The 22,117-nt window shown below is 63.4% G+C and carries 19 protein-coding genes; 10 read left to right on the top strand and 9 right to left on the bottom strand.

All coding sequences use genetic code 11. The features are described 5' to 3' along the window. Positions 1-17 precede the first annotated feature (17 nt). The 4 genes from BGK68_RS27075 to araD1 all read right to left on the bottom strand — a co-directional run bounded on the left by BGK68_RS27075 (position 18) and on the right by araD1 (position 3,238). Positions 18-752, bottom strand: coding sequence for an amino acid ABC transporter ATP-binding protein (locus BGK68_RS27075; RefSeq protein WP_075259622.1), 735 nt, complete (start codon positions 750-752; stop codon positions 18-20). Continuing rightward, on the bottom strand, positions 736-1,386 hold the full coding sequence (locus tag BGK68_RS27070; RefSeq protein ID WP_075259621.1) for an amino acid ABC transporter permease: 651 nt from the start codon (positions 1,384-1,386) through the stop codon (positions 736-738). Before BGK68_RS27070 ends, BGK68_RS27075 begins: the two co-directional genes overlap by 17 nt. Positions 1,387-1,395: 9 nt before the next feature. Next, positions 1,396-2,079 carry an amino acid ABC transporter permease gene (locus BGK68_RS27065; protein WP_075259620.1) on the bottom strand — a complete coding sequence of 228 codons (684 nt, stop codon included), beginning with the start codon at positions 2,077-2,079 and terminating at the stop codon, positions 1,396-1,398. A 163-nt stretch (positions 2,080-2,242) separates the two neighbouring features. Next, the gene (gene araD1 / locus BGK68_RS27060) at positions 2,243-3,238 is read right to left on the bottom strand and encodes an AraD1 family protein (protein WP_075259619.1); all 996 of its coding nucleotides are present in this window, start codon (positions 3,236-3,238) and stop codon (positions 2,243-2,245) included. Between the two features lie 213 nt (positions 3,239-3,451). Here araD1 and BGK68_RS27055 point away from each other — a divergent pair, with 213 nt between their 5' ends. Together BGK68_RS27055 and BGK68_RS27050 are read left to right on the top strand one after the other, a co-directional pair. Further along, complete coding sequence (locus tag BGK68_RS27055) at positions 3,452-4,426, top strand: LysR family transcriptional regulator (RefSeq protein ID WP_013235808.1); 975 nt, start codon at positions 3,452-3,454, stop codon at positions 4,424-4,426. A gap of 149 nt (positions 4,427-4,575) precedes the next feature. After that, positions 4,576-5,439: a DUF3047 domain-containing protein gene (locus BGK68_RS27050; RefSeq protein ID WP_233149432.1), complete on the top strand. Its 864-nt coding sequence runs from the start codon at positions 4,576-4,578 to the stop codon at positions 5,437-5,439. Between the two features lie 113 nt (positions 5,440-5,552). Here BGK68_RS27050 and BGK68_RS27045 read toward each other — a convergent pair whose 3' ends face one another. Beyond that, positions 5,553-6,272: a DUF4088 domain-containing protein gene (locus BGK68_RS27045; protein WP_075259618.1), complete on the bottom strand. Its 720-nt coding sequence runs from the start codon at positions 6,270-6,272 to the stop codon at positions 5,553-5,555. A gap of 132 nt (positions 6,273-6,404) precedes the next feature. Beyond that, the gene (locus tag BGK68_RS27040; RefSeq protein ID WP_075259617.1) at positions 6,405-6,755 is read right to left on the bottom strand and encodes a DUF1304 domain-containing protein; all 351 of its coding nucleotides are present in this window, start codon (positions 6,753-6,755) and stop codon (positions 6,405-6,407) included. A 222-nt stretch (positions 6,756-6,977) separates the two neighbouring features. On the opposite strand from BGK68_RS27040, the gene BGK68_RS27035 reads away from it, so the two are divergent. Further along, on the top strand, positions 6,978-7,601 hold the full coding sequence (locus BGK68_RS27035; protein ID WP_075259616.1) for a LysE family translocator: 624 nt from the start codon (positions 6,978-6,980) through the stop codon (positions 7,599-7,601). Between the two features lie 4 nt (positions 7,602-7,605). Here the strand turns inward: BGK68_RS27035 and BGK68_RS27030 are convergent, their stop codons facing one another. After that, positions 7,606-8,415: a helix-turn-helix transcriptional regulator gene (locus BGK68_RS27030; protein ID WP_075259615.1), complete on the bottom strand. Its 810-nt coding sequence runs from the start codon at positions 8,413-8,415 to the stop codon at positions 7,606-7,608. A gap of 179 nt (positions 8,416-8,594) precedes the next feature. Here BGK68_RS27030 and BGK68_RS27025 point away from each other — a divergent pair, with 179 nt between their 5' ends. From BGK68_RS27025 to BGK68_RS27015, 3 genes are all read left to right on the top strand, one after another. After that, positions 8,595-10,697, top strand: coding sequence for a molybdopterin-containing oxidoreductase family protein (locus BGK68_RS27025; RefSeq protein WP_075259614.1), 2,103 nt, complete (start codon positions 8,595-8,597; stop codon positions 10,695-10,697). A gap of 9 nt (positions 10,698-10,706) precedes the next feature. Then, entirely contained in the window at positions 10,707-11,849 is a 1,143-nt protein-coding gene (locus tag BGK68_RS27020; protein ID WP_075259613.1) for an aminopeptidase, read from the top strand. 248 nt (positions 11,850-12,097) lie between these two features. Further along, positions 12,098-13,798 (top strand): long-chain-fatty-acid--CoA ligase, encoded by a 1,701-nt coding sequence (locus BGK68_RS27015; protein ID WP_075259612.1) that lies wholly within the window; start codon positions 12,098-12,100, stop codon positions 13,796-13,798. A gap of 90 nt (positions 13,799-13,888) precedes the next feature. Here the strand turns inward: BGK68_RS27015 and BGK68_RS27010 are convergent, their stop codons facing one another. Next, a complete protein-coding gene (locus tag BGK68_RS27010; protein ID WP_075259611.1) occupies positions 13,889-14,839 on the bottom strand; it encodes a 2-hydroxyacid dehydrogenase in 951 nt (316 codons plus the stop codon). Positions 14,840-14,961: 122 nt separating this feature from the next. Then, on the bottom strand, positions 14,962-15,396 hold the full coding sequence (locus BGK68_RS27005; protein ID WP_075259610.1) for an acyl-CoA thioesterase: 435 nt from the start codon (positions 15,394-15,396) through the stop codon (positions 14,962-14,964). Between the two features lie 152 nt (positions 15,397-15,548). Here BGK68_RS27005 and BGK68_RS27000 point away from each other — a divergent pair, with 152 nt between their 5' ends. The 4 genes from BGK68_RS27000 (at position 15,549) to BGK68_RS26985 (ending at position 21,958) form a co-directional block, all read left to right on the top strand. Beyond that, positions 15,549-17,453, top strand: coding sequence for an ABCB family ABC transporter ATP-binding protein/permease (locus BGK68_RS27000; RefSeq protein WP_075259609.1), 1,905 nt, complete (start codon positions 15,549-15,551; stop codon positions 17,451-17,453). Between the two features lie 75 nt (positions 17,454-17,528). After that, a complete protein-coding gene (locus tag BGK68_RS26995; RefSeq protein ID WP_075259608.1) occupies positions 17,529-18,524 on the top strand; it encodes a LysR family transcriptional regulator in 996 nt (331 codons plus the stop codon). Positions 18,525-18,859: 335 nt separating this feature from the next. Next, positions 18,860-20,152 carry a Glu/Leu/Phe/Val family dehydrogenase gene (locus BGK68_RS26990; RefSeq protein ID WP_075259607.1) on the top strand — a complete coding sequence of 431 codons (1,293 nt, stop codon included), beginning with the start codon at positions 18,860-18,862 and terminating at the stop codon, positions 20,150-20,152. 858 nt (positions 20,153-21,010) lie between these two features. After that, positions 21,011-21,958 (top strand): amino acid ABC transporter substrate-binding protein, encoded by a 948-nt coding sequence (locus BGK68_RS26985; RefSeq protein ID WP_075259606.1) that lies wholly within the window; start codon positions 21,011-21,013, stop codon positions 21,956-21,958. Positions 21,959-22,117 lie beyond the last annotated feature (159 nt).

The raw sequence follows: 22,117 nt of genomic DNA, 5'->3' as shown, positions 1-22,117 counted from the left end.
TGACATGCGAACCGGATTCACAGATCGCTGGATACGAACTTCTGCAATTCGGCCGTCTTCGGATGACTGAACAGTTCATCCGGCGGCCCGATCTCCCACACCTGGCCCTGGTGCATGAACACCAGCACATCGGCCAGCTTGCGGGCAAAGGCCATCTCGTGCGTGACCAGCACCATGGTCATGCCGCCACGGGCCAGGTCTTCCATGACCTTCAGCACTTCGGCGGTCAGTTCCGGGTCCAGCGCCGAGGTCACTTCATCGAAGAGCATCAGTTCCGGCGCCATTGCCAGCGAACGGGCAATGGCCACGCGCTGCGCCTGGCCCCCCGACAGCTGCTCGGGATAGGCGTCCTTCTTGTTCTCCAGGCCGACCAGTTGCAAGACCTTGTGGGCGATGGTCTTGGCTTCCTCGCTCGACATCTTCTTGATGGTGGTCAGCGCCAGCGTGATGTTGCGTTCCACCGTCAGGTGCGGGAACAGGTTGTAGCTTTGGAAGACGATGCCGACCTGCTTACGCAATTCGCGCAGGTTCAGCTTGTCCGGATGATGGATGTCATGGCCGCATACATGGATGTTGCCGCCATCGACTTTCTCCAGACCGTTCAGGCAGCGCAGCAGCGTGCTCTTGCCCGAGCCGCTCTTGCCGATGATGGCCACCATCTGGCCCTTCTGCACATCCAGCGACACGCCGTTCAACACCTTGTTGCTGCCGAAGCTCTTGTGCAGATCCTTGATCTTAACGATGGCTGACATTCAATTTCCTTTCAAAGTGCTTGGACAGCGCCGACAGCGGGAAGCACAGGCAAAAATAGATGAGTGCGACACAGCCGAACACGGTGAACGGCTGGAAGGTCGAGTTGTTGATGATCTGGCCGGCGCGCGAGAGATCGACGAAGCCGATCACCGAGGCCAGCGAGGTGTTCTTGACGATCTGCACCATGAAACCCACGGTAGGCGGCGTGGCGATCTTGACCGCCTGCGGGAGGATCACCTTGGTGAGCTGCTCGAAGCGGTTGAAGCCCAGGCATTCCGAGGCTTCCCACTGGGTCTTGGGCACCGCCTGGATGCAGCCGCGCCAGATCTCGCCGAGGAAGGCGGCGCAGTAGATCGCAAAGGAAATGCCGGCCGCCACCAGCGGGGTGAGCTTGAAGCCGGCGATGGCCAGTCCGAAGTAGGCCACGAACAGGATCACCAGCAGCGGAATGCCCTGCACGACCTGGATATAGCCGCTGGCAATGCCGCGCAGCACGGCATTGGGCGAGACCCGCCACAAGGCGATCACGAAGCCGGCCACACCGCCGAAGACGAAGGCCACCAGCGACAGCACCGCGGTCCAGACGGCTGCTTGCAGCAGGTACTCCACATGCAGGAAACTGAATGCATTCATCGCGGCTCCTTACAGGTTGGTGCCAAGCTTGCGCTTGCGCACGAAGGCGATCTGGCTGATTGCCCAGAACGCGCCACGGAACAGGAAGGACAGCACCAGGTAGGCCACCGCGATGACGGCATACACCTCGAAGCTGCGGAAGGTTTCCGACTGCACCAGGTTGGCGGTGGCGGTCAGCTCTTCGGCAGAAATCTGCGAGGTGATGCTGGAGGCCAGCATGAGCAGGATGAACTGGCTGGTCAGCGAGGGATAGACGCGCTCCACCGCCGGCAGCAACACCACATGCCAGTAGACGTGGAAGCGCGACATGCCCAGGCATTCCGCCGCCTCGATCTGGCCGGGATGGATGGAGTTGATGCCGGCACGCATGATCTCGGTGGTATAGGCGCCGACGTTGACGGTCAGCGCAATGACCGCTGCGGTCTCTGCCGAAAGCTTCCAGCCGATGCTGGCCAGGCCGAAGAACACCAGGAACACCTGTACCAGCAGCGGCGTATTGCGGATGATCTCGACATAGGCCAGCACCAGGCCGCGCACCAGCGCCAGCCGGCTCTTGCCGGCAATCGCACAGAGCGTACCGACCACGAAGCCCAGCACGATGGACAGCGCCGAGAGCTGTATCGTCAGCCAGGCGCCCATCAGCAGGCGATCCCAGTTGGCGAACACGCTCATGAAATCGAAGGTGTAATTCATCGGCGCTCCGGTGATCCAGAGCAGGGGGAGGGGTGGTGCATCAGCATGAGGGTGGTCTCCTTTGCAGTTTTCCTGGGGGCGGCCTCTTGTTGAGCGACCGTGAGGTCAGGGCCTTGGCATGATTGCCTGGGTGGTGTGCGCCCTGCGGCGCGCCTGGGTCGGGTTACAGCGGCTTGACGCCACCCGGCCGGAATGCCGACTTCACATGCGCGATGCCATTGACCAGCGGCGCGCCGAAGTCGGGAATGCTGATCTCGATGCTGTCGCCATCCTCGGTGCGCACGCTGTAGGCGAAGGACAGGTTGGCCGCGCCCATGTAATGCACATGCACATCGCCGGCATGCAGCAGATGCGAATACTTGAAGTAGTGGTATTCGAGGTTCTCGATGCTGTGGCACATGTTGTCGGGACCGGTCAGGAATTCCTGTTCCCAGATCACGCGGCCATTGCGGCGGATACGGGTCATGCCCACCAGGTGCGCCGGCGGCAGGCCCACCAGCAGCTCCGGGCCGAAGGAACAGTGGCGCAGCTTGGAGTGGCCCTGGTAGAGGTAATTGCGGCGCTCCATGACGTGGTCCGAGAATTCGTTGCCGATGGCAAAACCGAGCCGGCGCGGACAGCCTTCGTCATCGATCAGGTAGAGCCCGACGATTTCCGGCTCCTCGCCGCCATCGAGCGCAAAGTCCGGACGCGGCAGGGCGGCGCCGGGGGCGACGATGCTGCTGCCATCCCCCTTGTAGAACCATTCCGGCTGCACGCCCGTCTCGCCCGCAGCGGGGCGGCCGCCGGCGATGCCCCATTCGATCATCAGTTGCGTATCGGTCTTGTCGAGCTCGTCGCCTTCGATCCGGCGATGCATCTTGTCGCGCGTGGTGGCGCTGTCCAGGTGGGTGGTGCCGGCGCCGGAGATGCGGCAATGGGCCGGATCGGGATGGTCCAGCGGCGCCAGGACGCGGCCCTCGGCCAGGATGGCGGCGTAGTCCTCGCAGCGGTCGGTGTTGAGTAGTTGCGCCTGGCGTTCCAGTCCAGTGCTGCGTTGCAATGCCAGCAGCGCCAGCTCGCGCATGGTGGACACCTGATCCAGCGCCTGGATCTGGCCGCCGTTGACGATGCCTACGCGGCGCTCTGCTGCGCGGTCGCGGTATTGAATCAGCCTCACCGGGTCTCCTTGTCAGTCCGCCATGTCGGTTCTGGTCAGCCAGGCAGGCGGGTAGCAGGCGATGGACATTCGCAGGCGGCAGGAATGCCGGTGCGCGCTTGTCATCGATCCTGCCAATGTCTCCTGAGCTTTTTTCACGCATCGCCTTGGCAGGTCGATAGATGCGCTAGCATTGTGGTTTTTCCGGACTGACTATAAGAGGCTAGTGCAGCGATGTCTAATGAGCTTAATTCATCGGGTGATAACCGACTCGGCGAGGGCGCCAGCGAGCTGCCTTCGGTGGGGTCCATCGTCAGCCGCCTGCGGTTTCGCCAGGTGGCCTTGCTGACGGCGCTCGATGAGCAGGGCTCGCTGCACAAGGCCGCCGAGGTCATGCACATGACCCAGCCGGCGGCCACCAAGGCCTTGCATGAAATGGAAGATGCGCTGGGGGTCACGCTGTTCGACCGCTCCCCGCGCGGGATCGAGGCCACCGAGCTGGGGCGCTGCGTGATCCGCTATGCGCGCCTGATCCAGAGCGACGTGGCCAACCTGCGCGATGAATTGCAGAACATGATCAGCGGTCGCGGTGGCCGTCTGGCCATTGGTACCATCATGGGAGCAGCGCCCTTCGTCACCCGCGCGCTCTCGCGCCTGCGCGAGATCCAGCCGGAAGTCTCCATCGAGATCAGCGAAGACACCAGCGCACGCCAGCTGCTGCTGCTGGACCAGGGCCGCATCGACCTGATGATAGGGCGTTCCTCGGTCAGCTCCCAGCCCAACCTCTATCATTACGAAATGCTGCGCGGCGAGCCCATGTGCATCGTCAGCGGCATCGACCATCCCCTGGCCACCGCCCAGAAGGTGCGCCTGCAGGAACTGGCCGAGGCCTCCTGGATCCTCTATTCGAGCAACATGCCCATGCGCATCTGGATCGAGCACGAGTTCAAGCTGGAGGGCGTGAAGGTGCCCGGCAACGTGATCGAGACCGCCTCCCCCTTCGTCACCATCACCCTGCTGGCGCAATCGAACATGGTGGCGGTCATGCCGCTGGACATCGCCCACTTCTTCGCAGCCAAGCAGATGCTGGGCATCCTGCCGGTGAACCTGAAGACCCGCATCGAGCACTACGGCATCGTCACCCGCAAGAACACCACGCTGTCTTCGCTGGCCAAGATGTTCATCCAGATCCTGCGCCAGCAAAACTGAGCGGGCCTTGCCTTGCATGGCCATGCGCTGAGCTGTTGCTTCCTGACGTTTTTTTGCAGTCTGGGGTTTTCCCCGATGTCGTAGCGCGGTGTTTTCCTGTTAGCCTTCGTCTGCGGTCGGGGTGGCCGCGCTATCTCCGATTGCTCTTCATGACTCTGCGTTTCCCGCGTGGCCTTGTGCGTCACGCTGCCTTGCCTGTTCCTGCTTTTCCCTTCTCGCGTCGCCTCCTCGGTGCGGCCTGCCTGGCCGGCGCAGCCTTGCTGGCGGGATGCTCGGCACAGCAGCCGGCGCCGCTGGATGCCAGCGCCAAGCAGGCCAAGCAGGCTAGGCTGGACCAGGCCTTGGCGCTGTTCTCCAGCAATCCCGCCGGGGGCCTGCCAGCGGGCTGGGAGCCGCTGACCTTCACGCGCAAGAAGATCCCCACCGAATACCAGTTGATCGACGACAATGGCCGCAGCGTCCTGCACGCCCGGGCGGATCGCGCCTCCTCGGGATTGCGTCATCCGGTCGATATCGACATCAACAAGAAACCCTGGCTGAGCTGGAGCTGGAAGACGGCCGGCCTGATCCCCACGGCCGACCTGCGTTATCGCGAGACCGATGATTCACCGGTACGCATCGTGCTGGCCTTCGATGGCGACCATGACAAGCTCTCGCTGATGGACACCATCCTCTTCGACACGGCCAAGCTGCTGACCGGCCATGAATTGCCCTATGCTACGCTGATGTATGTCTGGGACAGCAAGGCCGAGGTCGGCACCGTGATCGCCAATGGCCGCACCGGCCGCATCCAGATGATGGTGGCCGAAAGCGGCCCGGCCCATGTGGGACAGTGGCGACGCTACCAGCGCAACGTCGCCGAGGACTACGAACGCATCTTTGGCGAAAAGCCCGGCCGCCTCGTCGGCGTGGGCGTGCTCACCGATACCGACAACACCAGCCAGAAGATGGAAGCCTGGTATGGCGACATCCGCCTCATGCGCGACCCCGACCACAGCATGCCGGCACAGTGATGTCCGCCTGACAACGAAATAGCCACAGGCAAAAGCTGAAAGGCCTGCCGACAGCGTATGTCGGCAGGCCTTTGTTGTCTCGCAGTCATGCAGCCTTCGGTTGCGCCGAGCGATCAGACTCCGCGCCACCAGGCGGCCACATGGCCCCAGAAGCCCCTGGGACCTTCGTCGAAGAGCCAGGGTTTTTCGCGCTTGAGCTTTTCCATCATGTCCTGTTCGGCCTTTTCGGACACATTGCCGTAGGCCCGTCCCAGTTTGAGCAGGGTGCGCATCGCGCCCAGTTTCTCGCGCGCCACCATGCCCGAGGCGTGTTCGATGGCGATATGGGTCTCGCGCAGTTCCTGCACCATGGCGTGGGCCAGTTGCGAGGCCGGCGTCTTGAGGCGTTCCTGCACCACCGCGATGCTGGTGGCCGAGGCCTTGATCTGCGCGGCCAGCACATCGATCTGGCTTTCGTCCCCCTTGGCCTGCTTGATGATGGCCATGGCCCAGGCCTTTGAGGCGGCCACCAGCTCATCGTTGCCCCAGTCGTGACGCACTGCGATCCAGAAGCCGTAGTTGGCGGCCTGCTCGATGAGGATCTGAACCACGTCCGGAAAGTCCTTGTCCATGGCCCGGCGCGCCCAGGCATACTGGCCCGAGAGCATCAGGTGCTGCACGGCCTCTTCGGTGAGGAAATTGTTGTTCTCGGAAAGCTTGGCCAGCAGGTAGTTGTCGAAGGAGGGCTTCACGAAGCCCGAGTCGATCTTGGTGGAGAAGCGGACGAAGTTCTGGTAATCGCGCTCCAGCGAATCGTAGATTTCGTCCTTGAGGATGAGTTTGATCTGTTTCATGAGGCTTTCCCTCGGCCCGTAGCCGATGTTGTCGTTCCGGCATCGGATGGCCGGAATGCTGCTGTCTGGTCGATGCGTGATGCCATCGGGAAACTTGTTAACGGCGTGCGGACCGGGAAACTTTATGCCTGATCAGCTCGCCAGGACGGCCAGCAGCGCCAGCAGGGCGGGCAGGCCCTGGACATAGAGAATGGTGCGCTTGGCGGTGAGGCCGCCATAGATGCCGGCCACCAGCACGCAAGCGAGGAAGAACAACTGTACCGAACGGTCGCCGGTGCTCAGGCTCCAGAACAGCCCGGCGGCCAGGAAGCCGTTGTAGAGCCCCTGGTTGGCGGCCAGCACACGGCTGCTTTCGGCGGCTTGGCGTGATTGGCCGAAGGCCTTCAGGCCCAGGGGTTTGGTCCACAGGAACATTTCCAGGATCAGGATCCAGACGTGTTCCAGGGCTACTAGCAGGATCAGGAGGGTGGCGAGCGTGTGCAAGGTTTCTTCCTTTTTTGTCGTTGTGTATCGTCGTTGCGCACAGGGACCGGCGCCCCTTGCGCCGCAGTGCTCCCCGGATCATGCCCTAAAGCGCCAGCCGCGCCAATGGCGGCTTTACTTCGCGGCCCACTGCGCGCTGTGCAATTTCGTTCAATACAGCGTTCCTGTGCCTGTCTAGCATGCGCTTTTTTCACAGCGCACATCTGCACAGGAGGCCCCTCCATGTTTTCTTCCGAATTCCTGCTTCTTGCCAGCGCCCATCTGCTGGCGCTGGCCAGTCCTGGTCCCGATTTCCTGCTGCTGGTGCGCGGCGCGCTGCGCCATGGACGCGGCTATGGCCTGGCCGCCAGCGCTGGCATCGCTGCGGCCAACGGGCTGTATATCGCGCTGGCCATCGCCGGCTTCAGCCTGCTGCAGCACAGCCCGGCCCTGCTGGTGGCCATGCAATGGCTGGCCAGTCTCTATCTGGCCTGGCTGGGATGGATGTTCATGCGCGCCAGCCTCGAACCAGCGCCATGGCCCGGGTCGGCGGGGCGTCAGGCCGCAGCGGCCTGGCGTGGTGTCGGCGCGGGCTTCCTGTCGGCCTTGCTCAATCCCAAGAATGGCCTGTTCTATTTCGGCCTGTTCACGCTCATGGTGGAGGCCCATACCGGCCTCGCGCGCAAGCTCTTCTATGGGGTGTGGATGTTCGGCGCGGTGCTGGCCTGGGATGCGGGACTGGTCTGCCTGATGGCGCAGCCGCGGGTGGTGGCGCTGCTGGGGCGGGCTCTGCCGATGGTGGAGCGCGTGGCAGGGCTCCTGCTGATGGTGGCGGCAGCGGCGCTGGCCGTCACGCGCAGCGCCTGAATGCTCAACGGCGCGTGTATTGCAGCGGCGTGGCTGCGACCCGTGACTTGAAGGCGCGATGGAAATGGCTTTGATCGGCAAAGCCGGTGTCATAGGCGGCGTCGGCCGCACTGGCGCCCTGTTGCAAGAGGGTGCGGGCCTGACGGATCTTCATGTCCAATTGCAGGGCGTGCGGGGTCATGCCATAGCGGCGACGGAACTGGCGGATCAACTGGTAACGGCCCATGCCGGCCACCTCGGCCAGTTCGTCCAGGCTCACGCTGCGACGGCAATGCTGCTGCAGATGCGCGTAGGCGCGTCCGAGGCCGTGGGCGTCTTCGCTGAGGGGCGCGGCGTCGTGTGCGCAGGCTTCGGCGCACAAGAGCATGATTTCCTGCAGGCAGGTGATGACCTCGGCCACACGTTCGCTGGCCTTGTGATCCAGCGCCAGCGTCATGCGGTCGAGCAGTTGCACCGCCTGCGGCGAACGCAGTATCTGCGAGCGCATGCGTTCGGGCAGGCCGCGGGTGGCCGGGGTTTCGGCCAGCAGCGCGGACAGCCAGGCGTGGTCGATGTGGAACATGCGATAGCTCCAGCATTGCAGGTCGGCCGGGTTGCAGCAATGGACGTCGCCGGCGCGCACCAGCACCACGTCGCCGGGCGCGATGGGCTGGCTGTGCTCGGCCAGCGCAAAGATGCTGTGGCCGGCGTCGACGATGCCGATGGAAAAACTGTCATGCGTATGCGGGGCATAGCAGGACAGGCTGCCGGTGGCGCGGCGTCCTTCGAGAAAGGGCAGGGCGGGGTCGCGCCAGAAGTGCTGGAGGGCGGGCATGGTGTGGGTCTGCGCGGGAGTCGTGATGAGGCATTTTAAGATAAAGTAGCTGCTGTGCCGTTGTCGGCTTGTATCGCTGGTCCTCTGTACCTCCGACCTCCGGTCTTTTTGTCCTGTAGTCCTTTAGTTCTGTAGTCCTGCATTCCCGCATTCATCCTTTTCCTCTCGCCGATCCTGCCATGACCACCACCATCGTCCGCGCCGCTTGTCCTCACGATTGTCCCGATACCTGCGCCTTGCTGGTGACCGTCAAGGACGGCGTGGCCACCGAGGTGCGCGGCGATCCGGCGCACCCGCCCACTGCCGGCGTGCTCTGCACCAAGGTCTCGCGATACGCCGAACGTACTTACCACCCGGATCGCCTGCTGCACCCGATGCGTCGCGTGGGCAAGAAGGGCGAGGGCAAGTTCGAGCGCATCAGCTGGGACGAGGCCATCGCCACCATCGCCCAGCGCCTGGGCCAGATCGCACTGCGCGATCCGCAGGCCATCCTGCCCTACAGCTATGCCGGCACCATGGGCCAGGTGCAGGGCGAATCGATGGCCGGACGATTCTTCCACCGCCTCGGCGCCTCGCAGCTGGAACGCACCATCTGCGCCTCGGCCGGCGGCGCGGGCTATCGCTACACCATCGGCGCACGCATCGGGGCGGACCTGGAACAGGTCGATCATGCCAAGCTGATCCTGATCTGGGGTGGCAATCCTATCGCCTCCAACCTGCACTTCTGGACCCGCGTGCAAACCGCCAAGCGCAATGGCGCCCGCCTGATCGCCATCGATCCCTATCGCTCGTTGACCGCCGAGAAGTGCCATCAGCACATCGCCCTCTTGCCCGGCACCGATGCGGCGCTGGCGCTGGGGATGATGCATGTGCTCATCAGCGAAGACCTGCTGGACCATGACTACATCGTCCGCCATACCCTGGGCTTTGAGCAGTTGCGCGAGCGCGTGGCCGAGTGGACGCCGGCGCGCACCGCCGAGGTGTGCGGCATCAGCGCCGAGGAAGTGCTGAACCTGGCGCGTGAATATGGCCGAGTGGCGCTGGCCGGAGAGGGCGCCTTCATCCGCGCCAATTATGGATTGCAGCGCGTGCGTGGCGGCGGCATGGCCGCGCGCAATGTGGCTTGCCTGCCGGCGCTGGTGGGAGCGTGGCGCCATCCCGCAGGCGGTGTGCAGATGTCGGTGTCGGACAGTTTTCCCAAGGATGCGGCCGCATTGAGCCGGCCCGACCTTGCCGCCCGCCATGGCAAGCCCGCCCGCGTCATCAACATGAGCACCATCGGCGATGCCTTGCTCCATCCGGCGTCGGCGGAGTTCGGTCCCAAGGTGGAAGCGCTGATCGTCTATAACTCCAATCCGGTGGCGGTCGCGCCTGAATCGGCCAAGGTGGCCCAGGGCTTTGCCCGCGAGGATCTGTTCACGGTGGTGCTGGAACATTTCCAGACCGACACTGCCGACTATGCCGACATCCTGCTGCCGGCCACCACGCAGTTGGAACACATCGACGTGCATGCTTCCTATGGCCACGTCTACATGATGGCCAACAACGCAGCCATCGCCCCCATGGGCGAGGCCAAGCCCAATACTGAAATCTTCCGCTTGCTGGCGGCCGCTATGGGCTTTACCGAGGACTGTTTCAAGGACAGCGATGACCAACTGGCTGCCGTGGTCTTCAAGCGCGATGATCCGCGCAGCGCCGGCTACGACTGGGAACAGTTGAAGCAGAAGGGTTGGCAGCGCCTGGCCGTGCCGGTCGCGCCCTTTGCCGAAGGCGGGTTTGCCACGCCCTCGGGCAAGTGCGAGTTCTACTCCGAGCAGATGAAGGCGGCCGGACTGGACCCCTTGCCCGCCTACATCCCGCCTTACGAATCGGTGGCCAGCAATCCGCAGTTGGCGGCCAGGTATCCGCTGGCGATGATCTCGCCGCCGGCGCGCAACTTCCTCAATTCCTCCTTCGTCAATGTGCAGAGCCTGCGCGACACCGAAGGCGAACCGCATCTGGACATGCACCCGCAGGACGCCGCCGCACGCGGCATCGCACAGGGCGATATCGTGCGCATCTTCAACGACCGCGGCAGCATGCAGGCGCGCGTACGTGTGACCGACAAGGCGCGTGTGGGGCTGGTGGTGGGCCTGTCGATCTGGTGGAAGAAGTTCGCCGCCGACGGCAAGAACGCCAACGAAGTCACCAGCCAGCGCCTGACCGACATGGGCAACGCGCCGACCTTCTATGATGTGCTGGTGCAGGTGGAAAAACTGCAGCAGCCGGTCGCAGTGGCCTGAGGTCGTTGCATGCTGCGCCGTTGTGCGCGCATGGGCGCGAGCTTGGCCGCACTGGCGGTGCTGTGCACGCTGCCGGCCTGTTCGACCGTCTCGTATTACGCCCAGGCCGCGCACGGCCAGTTCACGTTGCTGGCCCAGGCGAAGCCCCTGGAGGACTGGCTCGATGATCCGGCCACCTCACCCGCACTCAAGACCAAGCTGCAGACCGTGCGCGAGATCCGTCGCTACGCCGTCACCGAGCTGGCCTTGCCCGACAATGGCAGCTACCGCAGCTATGCCCAGCTCGACCGGCCCTTCGTGCTCTGGAACGTGGTCGCGGCCCCCGCGCTTTCGCTCAAGCCCAGGCAATGGTGCTTCCCGATTGCGGGTTGTGTGGACTATCGTGGCTACTACCATCAGCAGGACGCCCTGGCCTATGCCGAGACGCTCAAGGAGCAAGGCTATGACGTGCAGGTGGCGGGCGTGCCGGCCTATTCCACCCTGGGCTGGTTCGATGATCCGGTGATCTCCACCTTCATCCGCTATCCCGATGGTGAGCTGGCGCGGCTGATCTTCCATGAGCTGGCGCACCAGACCGTCTATGCCCCGGGCGATACTTCTTTCAACGAAGGTTTCGCCGTGGCAGTGGAAGAACTGGGCGTGGAGCGCTGGCTGGCGGCCCGGCATGATGCGGCCATGGTCGAGGCCTATGACCGCTTTGCCGCGCGCAAGCGCGAATTCCTGGCCCTGCTGGACAAGTACCGCGCCCGTCTGAAGGACAACTACGACAGTTGCGACAGCGATGCCGACAAGCGCCAGCGCAAGGCCGACATCTTCGCCGCCCTGCGCGCCGAATATGCGCAGATCAAGGCCGACCGCTGGAATGGCTACGCTGGTTACGATCGCTGGTTCGCCATGCCCTTGTCCAACGCGCATCTGGCGCTGGTGGGGGCGTATCACGACCTGGTGCCGGCGTTCCGGCAATTGTTCGAGCGCAGCAGCGGCTTCCCCGATTTCTACGAGCAGGTGCGCCAGCTGGCGCGCATGGACCAGGCCGCGCGTCATGCTGCACTGGGCGATGCGCCCCTGAGCACCGACAAGGCGGGCGAAAACTTTCCCTCTTGCACGAATGGACAGCCCAAGGGCGGCGTCACGGCGTATCATTCCGGGTAATTCAGCTTGACCACACGATTTCCCCGACTTCGCCGTATCCGTACACAGGGCGTGGAATCGCGCCAGTGGCCGCCATTTTGCAAAAAATCTCAAGTTTGGGATGCAAAATGCTTGCCCCGCGCTCGAATGCTGGATAGCATCTGCGTTAAATAAAAAAACACTCGTGCTTTTTTTGCTGTGCGCGCCAAGCGGAGGCCTCGTTCCCCGCCCAGCCCCAGCGCACGTTATCCGGAGACTGAGGACACACTATGGAAAGATTCTGGCTTGCTTCCTATCCCGCAGGCGTTCCTGCCGAGATCGACCCTGGCCGCTATGGTTCACTGGTGCAGATGATCGACGAAGCCTTCGTCAAGCATGCCGACCGCCAGGCTTATGTCTGCATGGGCAAGTACCTCAGCTACCGTGAACTGGATACCCTCTCACGCGCACTGGGCGGCTGGCTGCAAGGCCTGGGCCTGCAGAAGGGCGCGCGTGTGGCCATCATGATGCCCAACGTGCTGCAGTATCCGATCGCCATTGCCGCCATCCTGCGCGCCGGTTACACCGTGGTCAACGTCAATCCGCTCTATACCGCGCGCGAGCTGGAACACCAGTTGAAGGACTCGGGCGCCGAAGCCATCTTCGTGCTGGAAAACTTTGCCTGCACCCTGCAGAAGGTGGTGGCGCACACCAACATCAAGCACATCGTCGTGGCCAGCATGGGCGAGCTGCTGGGCGCGCTCAAGGGAACGCTGGTGAACCTGGTGGTGCGCCACGTCAAGAAGCTGGTGCCGGCCTGGTCGCTGCCCAATGCCATCACCTTCAGCCAGGCGCTGTCGCAGGCGCGCGGCAAGACCCTGCAGCCGGTCGCGCTGACCCACGACGATATCGCCTTCCTGCAATACACCGGCGGCACCACGGGCGTGGCCAAGGGCGCGGTGCTGACCCATCGCAACCTGGTGGCCAACGTGCTGCAGGCCGAGGAATGGCTGACCCCGGCGCTGAAGGCCGGCAAGCCCATCGACCAGCTGGTGTTTGTCTGCGCGCTGCCGCTGTATCACATCTTCGCGCTGACGGTGTGCAACATGCTGGGCACGCGCGAAGGGGCGCTCAACCTGCTGATCCCCAATCCGCGCGACATCCCCGGCTTCGTCAAGGAACTGGCCAAGTACAAGGTCAACACCTTCCCGGCCGTCAACACGCTCTACAACGCGCTGCTCAACAATGCCGATTTCGCCCGGCTCGATTTTTCCGGCTACCGCTGCTGCGTGGGCGGCGGCATGGCGGTGCAGAAGAGCGTGGCCGACAAGTGGAAGAAGCTGACGGGCTGTCCCATCATCGAAGGCTACGGCCTGTCGGAGACCTCGCCCATCGCCAGCGCCAATCCCTGCACCATCGACGAGTACACCGGCACCATCGGCCTGCCGCTGCCCTCTACCGAATTCGCCATCCTCGACGATGATGGCCAGCCGGTGCCGCTGGGCCAACCCGGTGAGATCGCCATCCGCGGACCGCAGGTGATGCCGGGTTACTGGCAGCGTCCGGACGAGACCGCCAAGGTCATGACGCCGGACGGTTTCTTCAAGACCGGCGACATCGGCGTGATGGACGAGCGCGGCTATACCAAGATCGTGGATCGCAAGAAGGACATGATCCTGGTCTCTGGCTTCAACGTCTATCCCAATGAGGTCGAAGGCGTGGTGGCGCAGCACCCGGGCGTGCTGGAATGCGCCTGCGTGGGCGTGCCGGACGAGCACACCGGCGAAGCCGTCAAACTCTTCGTGGTGCGCAAGGACAAGACCCTGAGCGCCGCGCAGCTCATGGACTACTGCAAGGAGCAGTTCACCGGTTACAAGAAGCCCAAGTACATCGAGTTCCGCGATGAACTGCCCAAGACCAATGTGGGCAAGATCCTGCGGCGCGAACTGCGCGACGAGCCGGCCAAGGCGCAGCAGAAGCAGGCCGCCTGAACCTGAACCTGTACGTGGAATGACAAGGCCGCTGCCGGAGTGATCCGGCAGCGGCCTTTTTTATTGCTTTACGCGAGGGAAAACGAAGGCTCAGTCCGGCACTGGCGAGATCACGCCGGCGCCGCTGAAATGCGCCTGCAGGTTGTTGAAGGCCAGGTCCGCCATGGCCGTGCGCGTGACCAGGGTACCGCTGGCCATATGCGGGGTGAGTACGACGTTGTCCAGCGCCGCCAGTTCGGCCGGCACATTGGGCTCGTCGGCAAACACATCCAGCCCCGCGCCGGCGATGGCGCCGGTCTTGAGCGCGGCGATCAGGGCGGCTTCATCGACCACCGAGCCCCGCGCCACATTGATCAGGTAGCCCTTGGGCCCGAGCGCTTCCAGCACCTCGGCATTGACCAGCGCGCGCGTGCCTGCGCCGCCCGGGGTGATCATCACCAGGAAATCGACTTCCCGGGCCAGCGCCGTGATGCTGTCCACGTAGGTGTAGGGGACGTCCTTGCGCGAGCGGTTGTGATAGGAAATCTGCATGTCGAACGCCGCCGCGCGCTTGGCGATGGCCTGGCCGATGCGGCCCAGGCCGACGATGCCCAGGCGGGCCCCGCTGACCTTGGTGGTGAAGGGGAAGGGACCTTTCTTCCACTCGCCGCTGCGGGCGAAGCGGTCGGCGCGCACCACGTTGCGGGCGGTGGCCAGCATCAGCGCGATGGCCAGGTCCGCCACATCATCGTTGAGCACGTCAGGGGTGTGGGTGACGTGGATGCCGCGTTCGCGCGCGGCCGGCACATCCACGCCGTCATAGCCCACGCCGAACACGGAGACGATCTCCAGCGCCGGGAAGCGCGCCATGAACTCGCGGCTGACCTTGGCCTCGCCATTGGCGGCGATGCCGCGTATCTGCGGCGCGATGGCGGCCAGTTCGGCTTCGCTGTGGGGTTGCAGGATCAGGTTGTGGCAGGTGTAGTGCTGCTGCAGCAGGTCCAGCAGATGCTGCGGCAGGCGGGCGACGATGAGGACGTGGGGGCGGTTGTTGGTGGTCATGGTCAGATAAGGGAAACGGTGGCGGTGACTGAGCGGGATGGAACGATATGCCGCATATATGCCACGATACGCAGCACGCCCGCCCTGCGGGCTGAAAATTTTTCATCCCGCAGGCAGGCCCGTTACAGCACCGGGTTCAGCCCGGCTTCACGGCTGGGGTCCAGCGGCGGCAGCGGGCGCGGCTTGCGGTTTTCATCGGTGGCCACGTAGGTCAGCGTGGCTTCGGTGACCTTGACGATCTCGGTCTGCAGGCGATTGCGTTCGGCATAGACCTCGACATTGACGGTGATGGAGGTATTGCCCACCTTGACGATCTCGGCGTAGAAGGACAGCAGGTCGCCCACGAACACCGGATTCTTGAACAGGAAGGAATTGACTGCAATGGTCGCCACCCGGCCATTGGCGCGGCGCGTGGCCGGCAGCGAACCGGCAATGTCCACCTGCGCCATGATCCAGCCGCCGAAGACGTCGCCATAGACGTTGGCGTCGGAGGGCATGGGCATGACGCGCAGTTGCGGCGCCTTGCCCGGTGGAAGTTCGGGAACGGTGGATGACATGGAAGGCTCCTTCGTAGCTGAGCTCCGGCGGCGCGCCGGGATGGCTCTTATAATTCGGGTTTGCGCCCGCAGGCGCGGCAAGGGGCTAGTGTATCGGATGTTGCGCCCTTGCTGTCTTGCGATGCCTACCTTCCTTTCCAGTCATCCGCCCCATGCGCCGCTATCCGAATTCCTCGTCCTCGCCCCAAGCCCCCATCCAACGCCAGCGCGGCGACTGGGAAGTGGTCAGGACGCTGCTGCCCTATCTGTGGACCTACAAGTGGCGCGTGCTGCTGGCGCTGGCTTTCCTGGTCGGGGCCAAGCTGGCCAATGTGGGCGTGCCGCTGGTGTTGAAGCGGCTGGTCGACGCCATGACCATCACACCCACCCATCCGCAGGCGCTGCTGGTGCTGCCGCTGGGCCTGCTGGTGGCGTATGGCGCTTTGCGCCTGGCTACTGCGCTCTTCACCGAATTGCGCGAACTGATGTTTGCCCGGGTCACGCAACGCGCCGTGCGCACTATCGCGCTGCAGGTGTTTCGTCATCTGCACGCGCTGTCGCTGCGCTTCCACCTCAATCGCCAGACCGGCGGCATGACACGCGACATCGAGCGGGGCACGCGCGGTGTTTCTTCGCTGGTGTCGTACACGCTCTTTTCCATCCTGCCGACCTTGATCGAGATCACCCTGGTGCTGGTCTATCTGATCACGCATTACGATGTCTGGTTCTCCGTCATCACCGCTGGCGCGCTGGTGTGCTACATCCTCTTTACCATCACGGTCACCGAGTGGCGCACGCATTTCCGCCGCACCATGAACGAGCTGGATTCGCATGCCAATAGTCGCGCCATCGACTCCCTGCTCAACTACGAGACGGTCAAGTATTTCGGCAACGAGGAATTCGAGGCGCGTCGCTATGACGAAGGACTGCAGCGCTATGAACGCGCGGCGGTGAAGTCGCAGAGTTCGCTGTCACTGCTCAACACTGGCCAGTCGGCCATCATCGCCATCGCGGTCACGCTCATCCTGTGGCGCGCGACCGTGGGTGTCATCGATGGCAGCATGACCCTGGGCGACATGGTGCTGGTCAATGCCTTCATGATCCAGCTCTACATTCCGCTGAACTTCCTGGGCGTGCTCTATCGCGAGATCAAGCAGAGCCTGGCCGATATGGAGCGCCTGTTCTCGCTGCTGGAAGAACATCGCGAAGTGGCCGACAGCGCCGATGCAAAGCCCTTGAAGACGCAAGGAGCGCACTTGCATTTCGATCACGTGGATTTCAGTTATGAACGTAATCGCCAGATCCTCTTCGATGTCGATTTCACGGTGCAGGCCGGCACCACCACGGCGGTGGTGGGACATAGCGGTTCGGGCAAGTCCACGCTGTCGCGGCTGCTGTACCGTTTCTATGACGTGGATGCTGGTGCGATCCGCATCGACGGGCAAGACCTGCGCACGGTCACGCAGTCCTCGCTGCGTCAGGCCATCGGCATCGTGCCGCAGGATACGGTGCTCTTCAACGACACCATCGAATACAACATCGCCTATGGCAAGCCCGGTGCGACCCGCGAACAGATCGTCGCTGCGGCCAAGGCGGCCTATATCCACGACTTCATCGAATCGCTGCCGGACGGCTACGCCAGCATGGTCGGCGAGCGCGGCCTGAAGCTGTCCGGTGGCGAGAAGCAGCGCGTGGCCATCGCCCGCACGCTGCTCAAGGACCCGGCCATCCTGATCTTCGACGAGGCCACCTCGGCCCTGGATTCGCGCGCCGAGCAAGCCATCCAGCAACAGCTCGAAGAGATCGCGCGCGAGCGCACCACGCTGGTCATCGCTCACCGTCTCTCGACCATCGTCAATGCCCACCAGATCCTGGTACTGGACCATGGCCGCATCGTCGAGCGCGGCACCCATGCGGGGCTGTTGATGGCCGGCGGTTTGTACGCGCAGATGTGGCTGCGCCAACAGGCCGGTGCGGACGAGGAGGGGGGCTCCACTGCGCCGCAGCTGGAGGCGGCGGCAGCGCCAGTCGAGCCGGGCGCCGAACCCAGCGTCATGCTGCCTGCCCAGCAGCGCTGAACGCGGGCAGCTTGCGCCGGCGCGGGCGCAGCGGCACAATTCGCCATTCGACCTAGAACGGGAAGTGGGCGGGCAATGGAAAGCAAATGGCTTGAGGATTTCGTCTCCCTGGCGGAAACGCGCAGTTTCAGTCGCTCGGCGGAGCTGCGACATGTGACGCAACCGGCCTTTTCGCGACGCATCCAGTCGCTGGAGGCCTGGCTGGGCACCGACCTGATCGACCGCACCTCCTATCCCACCCGCCTGACGGCCGCCGGCGAAGTCTTCTACGAGCAGGCCGTGGCCATGCTCGGCCAGATCAACAACACGCGCGCGCTGTTGCGCGGCAAGCGTCCCACCGCGCAGACCACCATCGACTTTGCGGTGCCGCATACCCTGTCGCTGACCTACATGCCGAAGTGGTTGAGCGCGCTGGAATCCGGCTTTGGCTCCATCAATACGCGCCTGATCGCCTTGAACGTCCACGACGCCGTCATGACCATCGTCGAAGGCGGCTGCGACCTGCTGCTCTGCTACCACCACCCGCGCCAGCCGGTGCAGCTCGATGCCAGCCGCTATGACATGCTTACCATGGGTACGGAGACCCTGCGTCCCTATTCGCGCTGCGACCGCAACGGCAAGCCCGACTACGTTTTCCCGGGCAGCGCCAAGGCTCCTGTTCCCTTCCTCTCCTACACCAGCAACGCCTATCTGGGGCGCATGGTCGAGCTGATGATGGCCGATACCAAACGCCCGCTGCATCTGGACAAGCACTACGAGACCGACATGTCGGAGAGCCTCAAGATGATGGCGTTGGAGGGCCATGGGGTGGCCTTCCTGCCGGAATCCTCGGTGGTACGCGAAGTACGTAACCGCCAGTTGGCGCGCACCGATGTGCCCTCCGGGGAATGGGAAGTGGAAATGGAGATTCGCCTCTACCGCGAACGCCCCACTGCGCAGCGCGCTGGCAAGGCGCTGGTGGCGCGCTTGTGGGAGTATCTGGTGGAGCTCGATGCGCAGCGTCAGGAGGGGGGCAAAGGGAGTGCGCGCACCTCGGGTGGCAAGGCAGGGCGTGCCGCCGAAAAGGGCTGAATACGCCAAAAAAATCCTTGTTGATCATCCGTAATCCCTTATGGGAAAAGGGTTTTGCATGGTTATGCATAGCATGCATAGTTACATGCTCACAAAGCATTAGCCTAGGATTGGCCGGCTGGCTACGATGGCGGCGCTGAATCGGACAGGCACGAATTTCCAGCAGGCGCAGGAGGCGTCGGGCTGGCATGGCGCGCCTCCGTGCCATGCGCCGCCTTGCCTGAAGGCAGGATTTGCGCGCAGGTGATCACGGAGTAACATGCCCTGGCGAACGTCGGAATTTGGAAGCCTTATTTGTCCACCACAGCGCGGCAACCCAAAGGAGCGATTGCATCATGTCGAACGTACCTAATCACGAAGTGCCTTCCTATCTCGTCCCGCACGGCATTGGCCCGTGGGGCGTCTATCTCGAACAGATCGACCGCGTCACGCCCTACCTGGGCTCGCTGGCGCGCTGGGTCGAAACCCTGAAGCGTCCCAAGCGCATGCTGGTGGTCGATGTGCCCATCGAGCGCGACGACGGCACCATTGCCCACTTCGAGGGTTACCGTGTTCAGCACAACACCTCGCGCGGCCCCGGCAAGGGCGGCGTGCGTTTCCACCAGGACGTGACGCTGTCGGAAGTCATGGCGCTGTCGGCCTGGATGACCATCAAGAATGCAGCCGTGAACGTGCCCTATGGCGGCGCCAAGGGCGGCATCCGCGTCGATCCCAAGACCCTCTCCCGTGGTGAACTGCAGCGCGTCACGCGCCGCTACACCAGCGAGATCGGCATCATCATCGGCCCCAACAAGGACATCCCGGCGCCGGACGTGAACACCGATTCGCAGATCATGGCCTGGATGATGGATACCTACTCCATGAACCAGGGCAGCACCTCTTCCGGCGTGGTCACCGGCAAGCCCATTTCGCTGGGCGGCAGCCTGGGCCGTCATGAAGCCACCGGTCGCGGCGTCTTCGTGGTGGGCTGCGAAGCCGCCGCCAAGCGCGGCCTGGAGATCAAGGACGCCAAGGTGGCGGTGCAAGGTTTCGGCAACGTCGGCGGCATCGCTGCACGCCTGTTCGCCGAGGCCGGCTCCAAGGTGGTGGCGGTGCAGGACCACGTGACCACGGTGTTCAACGCCGGTGGCCTGGATGTGCCGGCGCTGCAGGCCTACGTCGCCAAGAACGGCAGCGTCAAGGGCTTCGCTGGCGCAGACGAGATCACTGATCGCGCCCAATTCTGGTCGGTCGATTGCGACATTCTGGTGCCTGCTGCACTGGAACAGCAAATCACCGAGGCCAACGCCAACCAGATCAAGGCCAAGATCATCCTGGAAGGCGCCAACGGCCCGACCACGCCGGCAGCCGACGACATCCTGCGCGACAAGGGCGTGCTGATCGTGCCGGACGTCATCGCCAATGCCGGCGGCGTGACTGTCAGTTACTTCGAGTGGGTGCAGGATTTCTCCAGCTTCTTCTGGACCGAAGACGAGATCAACCTGCGCCTGACCCGCATCATGCGCGAAGCCTTCGCCGCCGTCTGGCAACTGGCCGACGAGAAGAAGGTGTCGCTGCGCACCGCAGCCTTCATCGTGGCTTGCACCCGCGTACTGCAGGCGCGTGAGATGCGCGGCCTGTATCCGTAATTCCATCACGCAGCACCCCCGGGCGACCGGGGTGACCCGGCCCAAGACGATCCGATAGAAGATCGTCGGCCGATTGAGAAGGTCAAGGAGGAGACGTGGTTGCAGTGCATACGCGCACCGCAGGCCGGCTGGCCTTGCGGCGCACACTGATTCAGGACGGACCCGGCATGTGCATGCCGGGCGCTGCCGCATGTGCGTCTGGCGCATGCGAGCGGCCTGATCGCATGCGTCTTCCTGGTAGTGGTGTCCATCGCTGCCGATCGTTGTTCTTCAGCCTTCCATCCCGCATTACCGACCGCCTCGCCAGCCTGCGTGCAGTGCGGTTTTCCGGCAGTCCTGCCATTGACCCCGCATTTCTCCATCCGCTGCTTTGCTTGCGCATGTCCTGCTCGTCTGGCGCAGGCTGGTATGCGTTGCACGCATGCGTGGGGCGAGGGTGTTCTGGCATGGATATTGCTCGAAGGAATCCCGTTATCGCTGCCGGATGGCGATATTGTTTGTCTCGGCACGTGCGGGCCAAGGTGTCGATGAGGCGCGCGGCGACGCCTCATCCCGATGAGGGTTTTTGCGGATTGCATGACCCGGGGGCAGATGGCGTACAATGCGCCCGCCGAGTTGCGTATGAGTAATGTGTCAGCAGTGGCTTCGCCGTGGGGGTGGTTTTTAGCAAGAGGACGACCAGGGGCGGGCAGACAATGCTGGTAAAGCAGAGAGTTAAGGCAGAAAATAGGCATCACGGCAGAGAACAACAACAGGCTCGCCAATAGAGCCGGCGGCCTTGTCCACGGGCGGTTTGCGCTGTTTCGGGGAGAGGGCTTTTGATACACTACGTAAAAAATTTTTCCAGGAGGTCACACAATGAAGTTATTGAAGCTAGCAGGGGTGTTGGTCGGTGCAAGCGTGCTGATGAGCTCGGTTCACGCTGAAGAATTCACTGGTCGTCTGAAGAAGATCAAGGACTCCGGCACGCTGACGCTGGGCGTGCGCGATTCGTCGATTCCGTTCTCGTATCTGGATGACAAGCAGTCCTACCAGGGCTACTCGATCGACCTGTGCCTGAAGGCCGCCACTGCCATCCAGAAGAAGCTGGGCCTGACCTCGCTGAACATCAAGATGGTTCCGGTGACCTCGGCCACCCGTATCCCCCTGATCGCCAACGGCACCACCGATATCTCCTGCGACTCCGCGACCAACAACCAGGAGCGCTGGAACCAGGTGGCCTTCTCGGTGACCGAATTCGTGACCGCCAACAAGTTCCTGTCCAAGAAGGCAGCCAACCTGAAGACGCTGGAAGACCTGAAGGGCAAGACCGTGGTCTCGACCTCCGGCACCTCCAACCTCAAGCAGATCACTGCGCTGAACGCCGAACGCAACCTGGGCATGAACATCCTAGCTGCCAAGAATCACGCCGAAGCCTTCCTGATGGTGGAAACCGGCCGTGCCGCCGCCTTCGTGATGGACGACATCCTGCTGTCCTCGCTGGCGGCCAACTCCAAGGCCCCTGGCGACTACCAGGTGTCTTCGGAAGCCCTGTCGGTGGAGCCGTACGGCCTGATCCTGCCCAAGGGTGACAAGGAGTTCAAGACGGTCGTGGACGATGCGCTGACCGTGGTCTACAAGGGCGACGACATCAAGAAGATCTACGCCAAGTGGTTCCAGTCGCCGATCCCGCCCAAGGGTGTGAACCTGAACGTTCCGATGAGCCCGCAGCTGCAGGCCGTGCTGGCCAAGCCGACCGACTCCTATGATCCGGCTGCCTATGCTGTCGTGCCGGAAGCCCAGAAGAACATGGGCAAGAAGAAGTAATCGGCGTATTGCCTGGTGCAATCTGACGAAACGGGGGCCTGTCCCCCGTTTTGTTTAGCCAGCGCCGCTGCGCTTGCCTGGGGGCAAGATCGTCGGCGGCGCCTGGCGACCGAACACACAACAAGCGGCGCGGCATTTGCCTGGTGACCGCGCCCGACA

It is taken from the genome of Herbaspirillum camelliae (assembly GCF_001929405.1).
Classification (GTDB): Bacteria; Pseudomonadota; Gammaproteobacteria; order Burkholderiales; family Burkholderiaceae_D; genus Herbaspirillum; species Herbaspirillum seropedicae.
This window is presented reverse-complemented; position numbering and strand designations above follow the sequence as displayed.